The sequence below is a fragment of the Aquabacterium sp. genome, assembly GCF_016234775.1.
Lineage (GTDB): Bacteria > Pseudomonadota > Gammaproteobacteria > Burkholderiales > Burkholderiaceae_C > Aquabacterium.
The window spans coordinates 20,387-34,242 of sequence record NZ_JACRAH010000042.1; the positions used below are offsets into that span (position 1 = coordinate 20,387).

Consider the following 13,856-nt stretch of genomic DNA (forward strand, 5'->3'; position numbering starts at 1 on the left):
TCGATGTGGACGTGGGCGAAGAGGCGGAAGACGCATGGTCGGCATGGTCGCTTATTGCCAGACCTTGACGTTGAATTCGGGCTGCAGCTTGGCCGTGGCGTCCTCGATGCGCAGCTCGATGTACTTGGCTTCGGTGCCCTTTTCGAACTTCACCGTGGCGCCTCGTTTGTAGTCGCGCTCATGCGGGCCCACACCTGTGAAGGTGGCCACGAGTTCATGCTCGCCCACGCGCAGATTGCCCAGGAAGACGCGTTGCACGCCGCCACGCTGCAGGGCGGCGAGTTCGCGTGGCGTGTAGAGGTAGTTGGCCACGAGCTTGTCGTCCAGCCTGATCTGTACCGAATCCAGCGTGAACAGCTTGCCCACGTCCAGCGACACGAACACGGCCACTTGCGTGCTGGCAGGGAAGAGCAGCTCTTCTTCCAGCACCAGCAGATCGCGGTTGAGCTGGATGACATCACGCTTGGTGCCCTGGATGCGCTCGTCCAGTGTGGCGGGGTCTGGCGTGTTGGTGTCGGGCGAGCTGGCGGCTGCGCTGGCTGGTGCAGCAGCGGCTGCAGGCGCGCTGGCCGTCGTGCTGACCGTTGCGCTGGGGGCGCTGGCGGCAACAGGGGGCACGGGCTCGGCCGCACGGCTGGTGTGGACCAGCGCCGCACAGCTCATCAGCGCGGTCAGGATCAGAGGCAGGGCTCGCAGGCGCATGGTGAAGCACTCATCTCGTCAGAAATTGGAGGACACGAACACCTGCATCACGCTGGCGTTGTAGTGGTAGAGCTGGTTGGTGCGGATGTCCGTGAAGTCCTTGAACTTGTATTGCACGTACTCCAGGGCGCCGTTGAGCGTGATGTCGTACTGGCCTGGCACCTTTTTCCAGGTGTAGGCCACCTTGCCGGCCAGGCTGGTGTCGTCGAAGGTGCTGAGTTGCCGGTTGCGAGAGACGTAGCGGGTGTCCGACTGGGCGTTGTCGCTGTAGAACAAGGCCTTGTGCTGGGCGTGGTGGCGCAGCGTGACGTCGACCAGCCATTCGGTTCCGAAGTAGCGGCTGTAGGTCAGATCCAGGGTGCTCGATGCAATGCCCCAGGTGTCCCAGAAATAGCGGTAGCCAAACTGGATGGCATCGCGCGAGCCCAGGTCCCCTGCCACGCGGAACTTGAGCGCGCGCGAGGATCGGGTGCCGGGTACGCGCTCAGGCACCGCCGCACCAAACACATAGGCCACGCGGTAGGGGCTGCCCAGATAACCGTTGTCTGCAAGGGCTTCGGCATTGAGACTGGCGATCCAGCGGGGCGTGAGAATGAGCGAGCCACCCACGCGGTACTGCCAGTGATCGGCCGTGGCGGCAAAGCTGGGCTCGCCATGTTTGCGCACATTGTCTGCGCCGCGTGTGAAACCCATGGAGATCGTGGACTGGCCACCGAACACCTCCTGCGAGATGTCCAGCCCCATGCGCTTGGCCACGTAATCGGGCTCCTGGCTGGTGCTGGTCGACACGGTGATCTGGGCGTTGCGGTAGACGTAGTCGGCATTGAGGCCATATTCGGTGCGCCGCTCGGTGAAGGGGCTGGCCGAGGTGACGACATCAATGGAGGCATTGCTGACCGCATCGACATACACGGTGCCCGTGACGGCCACCTTGTCGAGCAGGTTCTTGCGCACCAGCACGGCGGGCCCTTGTGCCCTGACGCCACCGCCATCGTGCAGGTGGTAGAGAAGTTCGGCACGGTTCGTACCCAGGTCAACAGCCTTGGCACCGCCCACGGCAAACAGGCTGCCCAGGATGCCCAGGACTTGCTTGAGCCATTGAAAAGCCACGCGTGCCAGGCCGCGTGAGGATGAATGGGTGCGATCAGTTGCAGCCACAGCCGCCTCCCTGCACGCCGGTGGCGCCTCTGGCGCCTTCGCGCACATCACGCACGTGCTCGCGGCTCTTTTCAGCCAGCGTGCCGCGTGTGAAGCTCATGATCGGGTCGGCCATGCGTTCGCGCTCGTAAGGCTTGACCCAGGGTTGGATGGCGCAACCGCTCAGCAGCGTGAAGCCCGTCAGGGTCAGGATGCTGATGAGGCGCAGCCTTGGGGTATGCCTGCGTGTGCTCATTTCAACAGCTCCCGGATCTGCTTTTCATACAGTGCCTCATAGCCGTTGAGGTAGCCACGGTGCACAAAGCGCACCTTGCCGTCACGGTCGATCAGGTAGGTGGACGGCATCGCCTGCAGATCGTATTGATCGCTGACCTTCTTGTCGGTGTCCAGCAGCACGGGGAACTGGATACCCAGCTTGGTGGCCACGGCGGCGGCATTGCCAGGATCGTCATCCACGTTGACGCCCAGCAGGACCAGACCGGCGCGGTTGTACTTCTCGTGCAGGCGATTGAGGTGGGGCATTTCTTGCCGGCACGGGCCGCACCACGTGGCCCAGAAATTGACCATCACCACCCGGCCGCGCAGTTCCTGCAGTCGTGTGTTGGCGCCTTTCATTGCGCGCAAGGTGAAGTCCGGTGCCTGAGAGGCCACCTGCACATTGGCGCAGGCCTGCATGGCGAAGCTGGCCGCCAGCGTCATCAGGCTGAAGCGAAGCCAGCGGGGCAGGCGCAAGGTCTGGAGCGGGTACATCTTGTGTGGCCTCAGAAGATGAAGGTCGCGCCAGCGGTGAATTCAAGGTTGTTCGTGCTTTCCTGCTTGCCCAGCAAGTCCAGCGAGAACATGTGGTTGCGCGCGTCGATCTGCAAGGCGGCCCAGTCGCTGAGGTACACGCGAAAGCCCGCGCCATAGTTGATCGTCTGGCGTTTGCGCGTGTCAAACTTGGTGCTGCCGATGCCACCAATCAGATACAGGGCGGATGGCTTGGCATGCTTGCTGCCGATGAACACCTCACCGGCCAGCACGTTGTAGCCCATCGAGAGGTTGTAATAGCTGAGCTTGCCGTCTTCGAGGATCTGTGCTGGCAGGATCTGCTGGAATGATTTGTCGCTGACCTTGGTCTGGCCATAGGCGCCTTGCACGAAGAAGTCTTCCGTGATGGCATACCCCAGGCGGAAACCGCGCACCTTGCTGGCGCCAAAGTTCTGGGTCGAGTAAGTGCCCATGAACAGGCCGAATTCGAAGTCATTGGATGGGAAGTGCGGCACAGTCACGTCGCGCGGTTCAACCTGGGGCACGATGGGTGGCTCGTCTGCTTGGGATGTTGCACACGCCATGCACAACATGAGTGTCAGCAGTGGTGGCGTGATCGATCGGGTTCGGTAATACATGGCCGGAGTCCGTCTAGAAAAAGAAGGCCACGCCAATGGAGCTGGCGCGGTATTCGGTGGTGACCGAGTCAGATAGGTAGACCGTGTGCAGGCCGTAATCAGCCCGCAGCAAGAAACGGTCGCTCACGTGGTAGTTCAGCCCCACGGCGGCATGGGTCAGTTTGGCGTTGCTGGTGGTGGCGCCCACCAGGCTGGTATTGGGCTCGTTCTTGAATCGCCCCACGCCAATGCTGGCAAACGGTGACCAGCGCTGATCGGACCAAGGCTCAGCCATCAGGTCGACATGCCAGTAGTCGGAGCCCGCGAACTTGCCTTGAACCTGGCCCAGCGTGAATTCCAGGCTGAGTGTTTCCGACATGCGGTAGCCCGCCCAGGCCTTGAGCGCAGGCTCGCTTTTGAAACGCCCCCAGGCGGCGCCCATCTGCAAGCTGCGGTTCAGGAAATCATCCAGCACGATGTCCCGAAAGCTCTTGCGCACACCGGCCGCCGTGAGGGTGGATGCAAGTTGCTGTCGCACAACCCACCCCACCTGGCCTTTGGCTGTGCGCACGCGGTACCAATCCGTATGGCGCAGTTCGATCTCGATCCATTCGTGGCGCAAGACCACTTGCGTCACCGGAAAGCCTCGCCCGGGCCCGGTGTGCAGTTCGATATACGGTTCGGTGACTTGCAGGCTTTCGGGCGATATCGGTCCAGACGCAGCAGGTGCCGATGGCGTGGACGAACTGGCGGCCACAGGGGTAGCGGATTCATCGGCTGCGTAACCGTTCGCCCAAGCGAACATGCCCGTCAGCAGCAAGGTGACGGCTTTGGTTTTAATGCAATGACCCATCATGGTGGATTGCAGGCCCCGGTCTGCGGGTCTTGCGGGGTGAACATCGTTGAGGCCGCTGCACTGAATTCATCCTGACCCATGGGCATGGGGTGGTTGATCCAGTAGGCAATGCGCGCGGCATGGGCATCGCTGAGGCTGGCGAAGATCTGTCCACCGCCGTGCTGTACCAGCAACATCGGTTTGGACAGCAGACGACTCTGAGTGGATGAGCCCACCACCACGGCGCCCTGGGCCGAGTAGTAGTTCTTGTACATGTCACTGTTGCGGATCACGGCGGGTGTGTTGGCCGGATCCGTGAGGTCAACCGCTTGCGCACCTGGCACCACGCGCAAGGCACCACCAGCACCTGTGACCGTGTCGTGGCAACCGGCGCTCGCGCAACTGTTGGTGAAGCCGCCGCCTTGCAGTGCGGGCAGTTGCGCCAGCAAGATGGGGTTGATGCACTTCTGGAAGTACACGAACGACAGCTTCTGCCCCCCGGTGATGACCGGGTTGCTGACCGACGCAGGGTTGCCCAGCGGGTTGCTGTTGCCCCCGTCGCCGCCACCGCCACATGCCGATAAGGCCCCCACCATGGACAAAACCATGGCGCCATGCAACGCGGTGCGCATCAAGTATTCAGCGGTGCAGCTCATGGGTTCCGGCATCCCGTCCGTATCCAGTTGGCAATGGTGTTGTAGGCCGTGCTGCCAACGGGCAGGATGGCGGGGCTGTCTACGCCAACGTCTGGGTGTCGCAGGCTCGATGGCTTGCTGAGCAGCGCGTTGGCGGCCTCGGTGCAGGCGTCGGTGATCATGGTCAGCGTCACGTTGTAGTCACCCGGTTTATCGCCAGTCAGCACGAATCGGTTGTCACGCAAGGCGGTGCCGGGCGTGGCCGAATTGCTGCTGCCGATGGCCTGGTGGCAACCGCTGGCACACGTGCTTTGCAAGATGGGGAACACCTGCGAGTCAAACGTGGTGCGGTTCAGCCCGCTGATGGGGCGCATCATCGTGTTGGCGTTGAAGGGGTCGTTGTAATACTTGCCGCCCAGGTCCATCCATTCCGCGAGCAAACGCTTTTCAGACGCGTTGAGCAAAGTGGCGTGGTTCGGCGCCGTGTTGGGCGGTGTGGGGTGTGCTGTTCGGGCATCGGCGTCGGCAGCCATGTTCTTGCCCCACAGGATCTCGGTCAATCGGCTCGCGCGGCTCAGGCCCAGGGCCTCGCCCTCGCTGGCCGAGGTGTTCACCAGCGCCGGCCCGCGCTCGATCACGGGTATGCCACTGCGAAGGCGCGTTCTGGCCCTGCCTGTTGCTGGGTCTATGATGGGATCGCCCACCATCAGCTCCTGGTAAGACGTCATCCGGCCTGTGCCGGCGGTGGTGCCGCTCAGATCCAGCTTGGCCTGGGCGTTGTGGCAGGTGGTGCAGGTGTTGACACCTCCGGTGCCTCGGGGGGTCGTCCACAGTGGCTGGATGTGCTCAGGGTAGTTGATGATGCCGTTGGAGGGCTTGGCATTGCTGTCGAGACCGTCGTAGTTCAGCGTGATGGGGGCGCGGGCCGTGACCCCGTTCTTGCTGGTATCAGCCCAGATGTCCGTGTAGATCAAGTCGGGTGAATACAGCAGTGCGGATGGATCAAGCCTGGTACGGATACCGGCCAGTGTCTCGCCATCGCTCTTGATGATGGGCCTGGACACGGTGCCCACCATCAAGGAAGTCTTGAGTGCATCGGGCATCGCGTTGACCACGCTGCCCGCATTGATGGCCCCACCACGGCGTGGGCTGTGGCACCCGTCGCACGTGCGGCGCTCGCCAGGGCGCACCTGGATCCAGTTGGTGTGGGTCTGGAATGCGCGGCCTTCCGCGTCCACCACAGCCAGGCCAATCGGCGTGTCGGCCGGGATGCGCAGCTTGAACGAGCCATCCGGCTCAATGGGGGCATAGCCCAGGATCTGCTGCATCTCGAAATCGGTCTCACCAATGGCGTCACGTGTGCCCGTCATATCCTCCGGTGGTGCGACAGCGCGGAACACACGAATGAATCGCGCAGGCGCACAGCCATAGGCAGGATCCGCCGGGTTCTTCATGCGCAGCAGATCGGGAATCAGTGGCCGTGTATCCGTCCTGGGGTCGGGCGGTGCAATTTTGGGGATGGGTGTGGTGCAGCCATTGGTGTTGTCAATCCCGTCCAGCAACACCGCGTCGCCCATGCGCCCGAGTTCATCGGTGTCATAAACGCTGCGCACCTCGATGATGCCCTCTCCGTCTGCGGCCAGGGCCTCATCCAGATTGGTGGGATCGCTGGTGCCGGGTTCGGTACGAGGCTGCAGAGCCACCGGGTGCGTGTACATGAAGCCTTCAGGTGGCGATGCGACGTTCAGCAAGGTGCTTCTTGCTGGGTCGAACATGTAGATGCCATAGGCAGGCGGCACGTCGTCTTGAACTTCGTCGTTCAATACCTCTGCACGTGGGCGATCTTCTTGCGCCAGGCGCCGCTTCTCATCGTCGCTCAACTTGGCACACGGAATAACCGCACCATTGCGATGAACCCGGCAAGGCGCAAAGGACACGAGCAAGCGGTCCGTGCCATCCCACAAAGGGTAGGGCGTGGTGATGCGCCCATAGTTCGACAAGCCGCGACCAAAATTCAGGGGCTCGGCTGTGGGCTGGGATTGGCCGCTTGTTGCGGTCACGTCTGAATTGACCGGCGTGTGCTGCTCTGAAAAGTTGGTGACGTCCACGAACATCAGGGCGCCGCCCTCACGCGTGCCTGACAGTGGCATCACGTCCGAAGCCACAAAGCCCTTGTACTTCGCGCTATTGGGGTCCATCTCACGCGGGTGCAGGAAGCTGTTGCCGTCGCTGTGCGCGCCGTACAGCACGAACAGATCGGTGCCATCTGGCTTGATGCGGAAGATCTTGAAGTGGTTGCGGCCGCCCACGTGGTCCCAGCGCGAGAACATGATTTCGCCGTTCTGGCGCACCACCGGGCTGCGGTCATGGCTCTGGTTGAACGAGATCTGCGTGATGCTGCCACCATCGGCATCCATGGTGTGCAGGTTGAACACCGGTTCGCGTTCGTATTCGTCCAGGGCCCGGCGGTTTTGGCCCATGAACTGGTTGACGCGGGATTTGGTCTGGCGGTTGGAGGTGAAGACCACACCGCGCCCACCGGGCAGGTAGGTCGGGTCCACATCATCGTCACTCATCGATGCGGTGAGGCGGCGGAAGGTGCCGCCGGTCAGCCCGCCGCTGCTCATGTCGTATTCCCAGATGTTCCAGCGCCCGGTGCAGGCGCGCACCGAGACTTCGCCCAGGTTGATCATGGCCGTGTTGGTGTCCGGGCAGCGCATGGCGAACACCAGCTTCTTGCCGTCGTAAGACACTTCAGGGCCGGAGGCATCGCCTTGGCCCTGGGTGAAGCGCTCGGTGATGTTGTATTCCGGTGCGCTGGGCGATGACACATCGCGAATGATCAGATCCCCGCCAGGCGCAGTGGGTGCGCCGTTGGTGGGGTTGGCCATGATGGTGTTGGCCCGCTTGGCATAGGCGATGGGGATGGCGATGGAGCTCGTGCTGGCATTGGACTCGGACGAGGAGCTGCCTTCCATGCAGGCAGGCAGGCTCAACAGCGCGGCGAGCGCGGCAGCGATGGAAAGTGGGCGCTTCAGCTTCATGATGTTTGGGCTTCCTCAGCGTGTCATGCTTGAACAGCGCCTGAGCGCTGCGTGGGCGCAGCCATCAAGCCAGAAGAAAAATGCAAGGCGCCTTGTGCATCCACCACGATGGCGTCCACGCCAGGCTGCGATTCGATCAGTGCCATGCCCTTGCTCAGGCCCAACACGAACAAGGATTTGGACAAGGCCTCGGTGGTGAGCCCGTCGTCTGCCAGGATGGTGACGCTGTGCACGCTGCGTGGTGACAGGCCCGTGGCTGGATCGATCAGGTGATGGCAACGTTCGCCGTCAACATCGAAATAACGCTCGTAGTCACCCGATGTGGAGATCGACACATCCTGCAGCGGCAGCACGGCCACCATCTCGCCAGGGCGACGCGGGTCGCGGATGCCGATGCTCCAGGGGCGCCCGCGGTGATCGCCGATCACGCGGCTGTCTCCACCCGCGCTGACATGGGCGTGTGCAATGCCATGTGTGCGCAAGATGGCCGCCGCGTTGTCGACCGCATGGCCCTTGGCGAAGCCGCCCAGGTCAATGCGCATGCCTGGCATACCAAAGCGAACAGTGCGCGCTGGCGCGTCAAGCTTCAGGTGTTGATAGCCCACGGCAGCGCGTGCCTGGGCCAGCGCTTCGGGGCTGGGGCGCGTGCCGGCTCGGTAGTCATACAACTGGCCGACAGCGGCATAGGTGATGTCAAACGCCCCTTCAGACAGGGCCGAAAAAGCCTGCGCCCTGGTGAGCAAGCGATACATCTCGTCGCTCAATGGGACGGGTTCATCGTACGCAAGCTGGTTGATGCGTGAGAGTGCCGAGTCGGGCCGATGAGGGCTCATGGTCCGATCGATGCGGTGCATCTCGGCCATCACCGCATCCATGGCCGCTTCGCCTTGCGCCCGATCATCACACCACAGCACCACGTTGATCGCCGTGCCCATGATGGCTTCCTCGCGCTGCAGCCACGCACCCGCGTTCACCACCTGCGGTGGGCTGGCGGAGGTGCGTTGTGGTTCACGGCGAAGGGCTTTGAGGGCGCCAAACATCTTGAGGCAGGTTCCAGTTAAAGCAGAACCAACGCGTCCTGGTCGCCCGAGCAAGGAGGTGGAGTGGCGTGCGTGTCTGAAGAGGTGGCAGGACTGGCTACGTCGGTGGCGTGCAGTATGCAGCGTTACATTCGGGCCGGTCTGCGTGCAGATGCATCAGATGTAAGTAGGCGAAATCGACGTTTTGCTTCTCGCGTAGCGCCATGCCCAATGAGCCGCACGTCTTGTGTGACGAGCGCCACACCAAAACGCGGGGGGGATGCACTGCCAAGCGCAGTCTCAACGGCGGATGACGTTTGATCAACAGCGTGTTCGGACGCAACCGAACGAGTCGATGTGGCCGGCCGGCCCATCAAGGCCATGCGCGCGCCGCACACATAATGGGTCTCGAAACGAATTCAAACATGAGCAGTACACAGGCCCCCATCATCCGCGGCGACGCTTATCTGATCGTGGATGACCATGCACTCATCCGCGAGGGGATCGTGCGCGTTTTCACCGACTTTCGCCCCAACGCGCAATTGTTCGAGGCCTGTAATTTGCGCCAGGCCACTCAGATACTGCAAGGCGAGTACGGTGTGGCCATCGACACCGTCTTGCTGGATTTGAACCTGCCGGACAGCCGTGGTCTGGAGACGTTGCAGCGGATCAAGGCCATCGCGCCCAACGTGATGGTGGGGGTGGTGTCCGGCACGGACGACGATCAACTGGCCATGCAATGCCTGCAACAAGGCGCGGCCGCCTTCGTGCCCAAGCACGGCGATCTGGATCAGTTCGTGCAAGGCATCTCGGCCATGGCCAGTGGGGGCATCTATTTCCCCAGGGAGTTGCTCTGGCAGCTCACGGGGCGACTGTCAGGGGCGGAGCCTCAATCTGCGGTGGCACCCGCCACCATCAAGTTGACGCCGCGGCAAAGCGAAGTATTGCGCCTGGTGCTCAAGGGCTTTTCCAATCAGGTGATCTCTGACGAACTGGGTATCAGCCCGGATACGGTCAAACTGCATGTCAGTGGTTTGTTGAGGGCCTACAAGGTCAGCAGCCGCGTGCACCTGATACTGGCTTGCGCCGCACCCCATGCAAGCCCATAGCGACCAGCGCCTGCTGTGCCTGTCTCTGCGAGGTTTGTCCGAGCAGGACGCAGCCATCTGGATCGACATGGTGAGCAGCGGATGGCGCAATCACCCCAAGGCTGTGCCCTTGCAGTTGGTGGGGCTCACCCTGATCGGGGTGCTCATCCTGAAGTCAAGCCTGCCCATTGGCATCTGGTTGCCCTTGTATGCCTGCATGATGCTGGTGTGCATCGTCGTCATCCCCTTGGCGATTCGCTTTCGCCGTGTGCAACTCAGCGCCATGAATTACCAGCCCTGGCGCTGGCTTTTGCTGGGTTGGCGGGCCGTTCACGCGGTATCAGGCGGTGCGTTGTGCGCGTTGCTGTATGGCAGTCTGACGCCCCAATGGCAACTGCCCTTGCTCATCACCGTGGTGGTGTTCACCTATGGCCTGACCTTCTATGCGATCGAAGACTTCGGCCTGGCCATGGTGGGCACGGCCCCGGTCGTGTTGAGCCTGTTGGCGGCACTGCTGGTGCACGGCAACCCTGTGGATCACTACATCGCCGTGCTGTTGGTGGCAGCTGGCATCAATGGTTTGCTGGCGGGGCGCGCGATCTCCCGCCGCTTGTTCGATGCCGCACGCACACGCCAGCGCAACGCCGTGCTGGTCCAGGAACTGGCGCGCGAGGTCGATGAAGTGACCCGTGCCAAAGCGCAAGCCGAACAGGCCAATCGAGAAAAGAGCGAGTTCTTCGCCTCGGCCAGCCATGACTTGCGCCAGCCGCTCTACAGCCTGCAATTGCTCAGTGACCACTTGCGCAAGCAACTCACCACGCTCTACCAGCTTGAAGTGGCTGACAAGCTCGGCGCGGCCTTGACGTCCATGCGACAACTGTTCGAGCGCATGTTCGATGTGGCCCGCATTGATGCCCAGAAAGTGGCCTGTCAGCCCCAGCATGTGTCGGTGCGGGATCTCTTCACTTCACTGGATCACGAGTTCGCGCTGGCGTGCAGCGAGAAGGGCTTGCGCTGGTCGGTTCATCCCACTGACGACTGGATCTGGACCGACCCGGTGCTGGCCCAGCGCATGCTGCGCAATTTGCTGGAAAACGCCGTGCGCTACACCGCCCAGGGCGAGGTGCGCTTGCGTGCGCGCCGCAAAGGCAACCACATCCACTGCCAGGTGTGGGACACGGGCATGGGCATCGCCCGTGCGGATCGCGTCAAGGTGTTTGACGACTACTTCCAGGTGCAGAACTCGGCGCGCCGCGCGCAGGATGGTCTAGGCCTGGGCTTGGGCGTGGTCCGCCGCCTGCTGGCCCTGACGGATACCCGGATCACACTGCGCTCCAGACTGGGCAAGGGTTCATGCTTCGATATCGCCTTTCAACCAGGTGAGGCCAGTTCGGCCATGCCCTTGCCATCGGGCGTGCTCGGCGATGAAGCCTTGATGGCCACGGAAAGCGAGTGCATCCTGGTCATTGAGGATCAGACCAATGTTCGAGAGGCCGTTCTGACGGTACTCAATGACAGTGGCTATCTGGCACTCGGGGGTGACACGGCCATGGCGTTGGTGAAACAAGCGGCTGATGCTGATGCCTGGCCCAGGGCGATCATCTGTGACTACCGTCTGGGCCCCTCATACAGCGGCTTTGATGCCATCGCCGAGCTACGTCACGAATTTGGCGATGACATGCCTGCGATCCTCGTCACGGGCGACCTGGATCCCTTGATTCAGGCGAGAGCTGCAGAGCAGGGAATCAGGGTGATGCACAAGCCGCTCGATCGAGACCAGTTGCTCACGGCCCTGCACGAGATCACGCGGCCATCTCAGGGTTGAGACGGGGTGTTGTTCACGCGCTGAAGATTCTGCTCGGCCACCTGCACATCCTTGCTGTATTCGGTGAGGTAGCGCTGGCGCTGCTCGCTTGTCCATTCGGTATCGGCAAACTCGCTGATGGCATGTGGCTGGCTGGTGTACGCGGTCTGGGGCCATCGCGGCATCATGGCGCGATCGGGAAAGCGGCTTTCATAGAGGATGAAGCCGTCAATGTCGCGCAGTGTGATCGGGAACACCGGCCTGGCATCACGTGCGAGCTTGCCGAACAAGGTCAGCCGGATGTCACGGGCGCCTGCGGGTACCTCGTCATTGAAGCTCAACATGGCGAATGGCTTGCCGGTGGCGTCATACGCGCGTGCCGTGACGATGTAGCGGCCTGCCTCCTTGATGTCGGCGCGCAAGTAGAAATCCAGCGAGCCTTTGTCCATGACTTCTCGCACCTGGCCGCTCCAGATGGCCGGCACGTTGGGCATGTACACAATGTCAAAGAAGGCGTGAACAGGCCCGCCAACGTCGCTTTGCAGATCCAGGTCAACTCGGATCGTGCCTTGCGTGGCAGCGAAGCTTTGTGTGGCGGGTTGCAAGCGTGCACTGAAGACGCCATCGCCAGCCAACGCATCGCCATGGTTACCGCGGTCATCAAACTGCACGGCCACGGGCAACACGGTCTGAGGGTGGGCGGCATCCTGTACTTCATGTGCCGTGGCCCTGATCACGCGCAGGGGAGCCTTGCGGTTCTGGTCGTCATGCATGGCCACGGTGAACAACACGCTGTCCGACCCGCTCACATACACGCGGTCCTGGCTGGTGCGCAGATGTCGGCCCGATATGGGCACACCTTGTGCGCTGAGCGCAGCATGGTCTTCCACGACCGGGTCAAATGGCTTGAGCATGTCGCCATGGGCCGCCATGGGCTGAGATTCGGGCGGATAGATGGTGGCGGCGCGGTAGCTCGACAGCCGTTGCCTGGCTTCGGTCACTTGGGCGACGAGCAGTTGGCGTGCACTGTGGGCTGGCGATGCCATGGTCTGCCCGGCATCAACGTGGCCAGCCATCATGGCGTTCAAACCGGGCGCCTGAGGCTTGGCAACGCTGGATGGCTCGGAGTGCGCCTTGCCATCCCCCATCGCCGCCCACAGCAGCGCCACACCCAGCAAGGCAATGGCCACAACGGCCGTCACCTTGGACTTGCGCGCCTTGCGGGTATCGCGTTGCGGGGCTTGCTTCATTTGGCGGTGTTGACCATGTGGGTGCGAACCTTCGACATCACGCCTGCCCAGCTCTGGTTGACGTAGTGGTCAAGGGTTTCGGCGTCATCACGGAACACCACCGAGTGGAAGCTCCACTTCTTCGAACCATCTTCATTGGCCGCCGTGCCCAATGTGAGGTCGTAAGGGCAGGTCAGAGATGATTGGCCAGGGTTGCACAGACGTCTACCGGCCGTGCCTGAGGTGCCGCCTGTCGAGTGATACGCCACCACCGAATCGTTCTGACCCTTGAGCACGGCCGAAGTGACGGCGCCCTTCGCGCCGGCGTACATGTAGAAATTCACATTGCGTGTGAGGTTGTGGTCGTACATGGCCCGTGCCGTCGTGGTCTTGAGGTCTTGCACAAGCTCTTCCGAGGTGCTCCAGGCGCCCGAGTCCGCCAGTTCGGAACCGCCCGCAGCACCCGCGCCCACATCCACGAACTTGATGTTCCACCCGGTTTGTTTGGCGCCACCCACTGCGCCGGTACAGACACCATCAGTGGGGACCGAGGAACTGTTGCGAACCGAGTTGCCGTACTTCGACAGCGCATAGCCGATCTGCAGATTGCCTGCGCTGTGCACGGCCACGTAGCACCAGTTGCTGCCCGTGCAATAGCAGTCCAGTGCCTTCTGGATGCCGGCATTGGTTGTGGCGACGTGGCTCTTGCCATCCCAGTTGACGCTGATGGGGTTGATGCCCGCTTGCACGCCGAGCGCGGGTGAGCCACCCCAGTAGGTGAAATCGGCCGGGCTGTTCACATTGCCTGGCGTGCTGGTGCGGCCGTTGATCCACAGCGAATAGTTGGTGGCATGGGCCAGACTGCTCAAGCCGCAGATGGCCAGGGCGAGCATGGAAAGGCGTGTGGTGTGCGATGACAAGGGCATAAGGAATCCTGCGTTGCGCGCCTTGCGCATGTGTTATGGGATGCCTTGA

The 13,856-nt window shown here is 62.2% G+C and carries 13 protein-coding genes; 2 read left to right on the top strand and 11 right to left on the bottom strand.

Annotated features, from left to right (window positions below; all coding sequences use genetic code 11):
- Positions 1–51 precede the first annotated feature (51 nt).
- The 9 genes from HY836_RS12335 to HY836_RS12375 are packed head-to-tail and all read right to left on the bottom strand — an operon-like array spanning position 52 to position 8,781.
- Positions 52–702, bottom strand: coding sequence for an AraC family transcriptional regulator (locus HY836_RS12335; RefSeq protein ID WP_290676450.1), 651 nt, complete (start codon positions 700–702; stop codon positions 52–54).
- Between the two features lie 18 nt (positions 703–720).
- Positions 721–1,860, bottom strand: coding sequence for a DUF3570 domain-containing protein (locus tag HY836_RS12340; protein ID WP_290676451.1), 1,140 nt, complete (start codon positions 1,858–1,860; stop codon positions 721–723).
- Entirely contained in the window at positions 1,847–2,095 is a 249-nt protein-coding gene (locus HY836_RS12345) for a DUF4266 domain-containing protein (RefSeq protein WP_290676452.1), read from the bottom strand. The genes HY836_RS12340 and HY836_RS12345 overlap by 14 nt, the downstream gene beginning before the upstream one ends.
- A complete protein-coding gene (locus HY836_RS12350; protein WP_290676453.1) occupies positions 2,092–2,610 on the bottom strand; it encodes a TlpA disulfide reductase family protein in 519 nt (172 codons plus the stop codon). Before HY836_RS12350 ends, HY836_RS12345 begins: the two co-directional genes overlap by 4 nt.
- Positions 2,611–2,621: 11 nt before the next feature.
- Positions 2,622–3,248 carry an outer membrane beta-barrel domain-containing protein gene (locus HY836_RS12355; protein ID WP_290676454.1) on the bottom strand — a complete coding sequence of 209 codons (627 nt, stop codon included), beginning with the start codon at positions 3,246–3,248 and terminating at the stop codon, positions 2,622–2,624.
- 13 nt (positions 3,249–3,261) lie between these two features.
- Positions 3,262–4,080: a hypothetical protein gene (locus HY836_RS12360; RefSeq protein WP_290676455.1), complete on the bottom strand. Its 819-nt coding sequence runs from the start codon at positions 4,078–4,080 to the stop codon at positions 3,262–3,264.
- Positions 4,080–4,718, bottom strand: a complete 639-nt coding sequence (locus HY836_RS12365; RefSeq protein WP_290676456.1) for a hypothetical protein — start codon at positions 4,716–4,718, stop codon at positions 4,080–4,082. The genes HY836_RS12360 and HY836_RS12365 overlap by 1 nt, the downstream gene beginning before the upstream one ends.
- A complete protein-coding gene (locus tag HY836_RS12370) occupies positions 4,715–7,741 on the bottom strand; it encodes a hypothetical protein (RefSeq protein WP_290676457.1) in 3,027 nt (1,008 codons plus the stop codon). The genes HY836_RS12365 and HY836_RS12370 overlap by 4 nt, the downstream gene beginning before the upstream one ends.
- Positions 7,742–7,764: 23 nt before the next feature.
- Complete coding sequence (locus tag HY836_RS12375; RefSeq protein WP_290676458.1) at positions 7,765–8,781, bottom strand: FAD:protein FMN transferase; 1,017 nt, start codon at positions 8,779–8,781, stop codon at positions 7,765–7,767.
- A gap of 404 nt (positions 8,782–9,185) precedes the next feature.
- Between HY836_RS12375 and HY836_RS12380 the strand changes: the two genes are divergently transcribed.
- Together HY836_RS12380 and HY836_RS12385 are read left to right on the top strand one after the other, a co-directional pair.
- Positions 9,186–9,869: a response regulator transcription factor gene (locus HY836_RS12380; protein ID WP_290676459.1), complete on the top strand. Its 684-nt coding sequence runs from the start codon at positions 9,186–9,188 to the stop codon at positions 9,867–9,869.
- On the top strand, positions 9,856–11,673 hold the full coding sequence (locus HY836_RS12385; protein ID WP_290676460.1) for a hybrid sensor histidine kinase/response regulator: 1,818 nt from the start codon (positions 9,856–9,858) through the stop codon (positions 11,671–11,673). Before HY836_RS12380 ends, HY836_RS12385 begins: the two co-directional genes overlap by 14 nt.
- On the opposite strand, the gene HY836_RS12390 is transcribed toward HY836_RS12385, so the two are convergent.
- Together HY836_RS12390 and HY836_RS12395 are read right to left on the bottom strand one after the other, a co-directional pair.
- Positions 11,664–12,902, bottom strand: a complete 1,239-nt coding sequence (locus HY836_RS12390; protein ID WP_290676461.1) for a choice-of-anchor X domain-containing protein — start codon at positions 12,900–12,902, stop codon at positions 11,664–11,666. The two genes, HY836_RS12385 and HY836_RS12390, sit on opposite strands and share 10 nt — an antisense overlap.
- Positions 12,899–13,807 (bottom strand): hypothetical protein, encoded by a 909-nt coding sequence (locus tag HY836_RS12395; protein ID WP_290676462.1) that lies wholly within the window; start codon positions 13,805–13,807, stop codon positions 12,899–12,901. Before HY836_RS12395 ends, HY836_RS12390 begins: the two co-directional genes overlap by 4 nt.
- Positions 13,808–13,856: the final 49 nt, after the last annotated feature.

What these genes read in the sequence shown, in the direction of transcription:
- HY836_RS12335 (WP_290676450.1), bottom strand. Translation starts at nt 702, where the DNA reads ATGCGCCTGCGAGCCCTGCCTCTGATCCTGACCGCGCTGATGAGCTGT.
- HY836_RS12345 (WP_290676452.1), bottom strand. Translation starts at nt 2,095, where the DNA reads ATGAGCACACGCAGGCATACCCCAAGGCTGCGCCTCATCAGCATCCTG.
- HY836_RS12350 (WP_290676453.1), bottom strand. Translation starts at nt 2,610, where the DNA reads ATGTACCCGCTCCAGACCTTGCGCCTGCCCCGCTGGCTTCGCTTCAGC.
- HY836_RS12355 (WP_290676454.1), bottom strand. Translation starts at nt 3,248, where the DNA reads ATGTATTACCGAACCCGATCGATCACGCCACCACTGCTGACACTCATG.
- HY836_RS12360 (WP_290676455.1), bottom strand. Translation starts at nt 4,080, where the DNA reads ATGGGTCATTGCATTAAAACCAAAGCCGTCACCTTGCTGCTGACGGGC.
- HY836_RS12365 (WP_290676456.1), bottom strand. Translation starts at nt 4,718, where the DNA reads ATGAGCTGCACCGCTGAATACTTGATGCGCACCGCGTTGCATGGCGCC.
- HY836_RS12370 (WP_290676457.1), bottom strand. Translation starts at nt 7,741, where the DNA reads ATGAAGCTGAAGCGCCCACTTTCCATCGCTGCCGCGCTCGCCGCGCTG.
- HY836_RS12375 (WP_290676458.1), bottom strand. Translation starts at nt 8,781, where the DNA reads ATGTTTGGCGCCCTCAAAGCCCTTCGCCGTGAACCACAACGCACCTCC.
- HY836_RS12380 (WP_290676459.1), top strand. Translation starts at nt 9,186, where the DNA reads ATGAGCAGTACACAGGCCCCCATCATCCGCGGCGACGCTTATCTGATC.
- HY836_RS12385 (WP_290676460.1), top strand. Translation starts at nt 9,856, where the DNA reads ATGCAAGCCCATAGCGACCAGCGCCTGCTGTGCCTGTCTCTGCGAGGT.
- HY836_RS12390 (WP_290676461.1), bottom strand. Translation starts at nt 12,902, where the DNA reads ATGAAGCAAGCCCCGCAACGCGATACCCGCAAGGCGCGCAAGTCCAAG.
- HY836_RS12395 (WP_290676462.1), bottom strand. Translation starts at nt 13,807, where the DNA reads ATGCCCTTGTCATCGCACACCACACGCCTTTCCATGCTCGCCCTGGCC.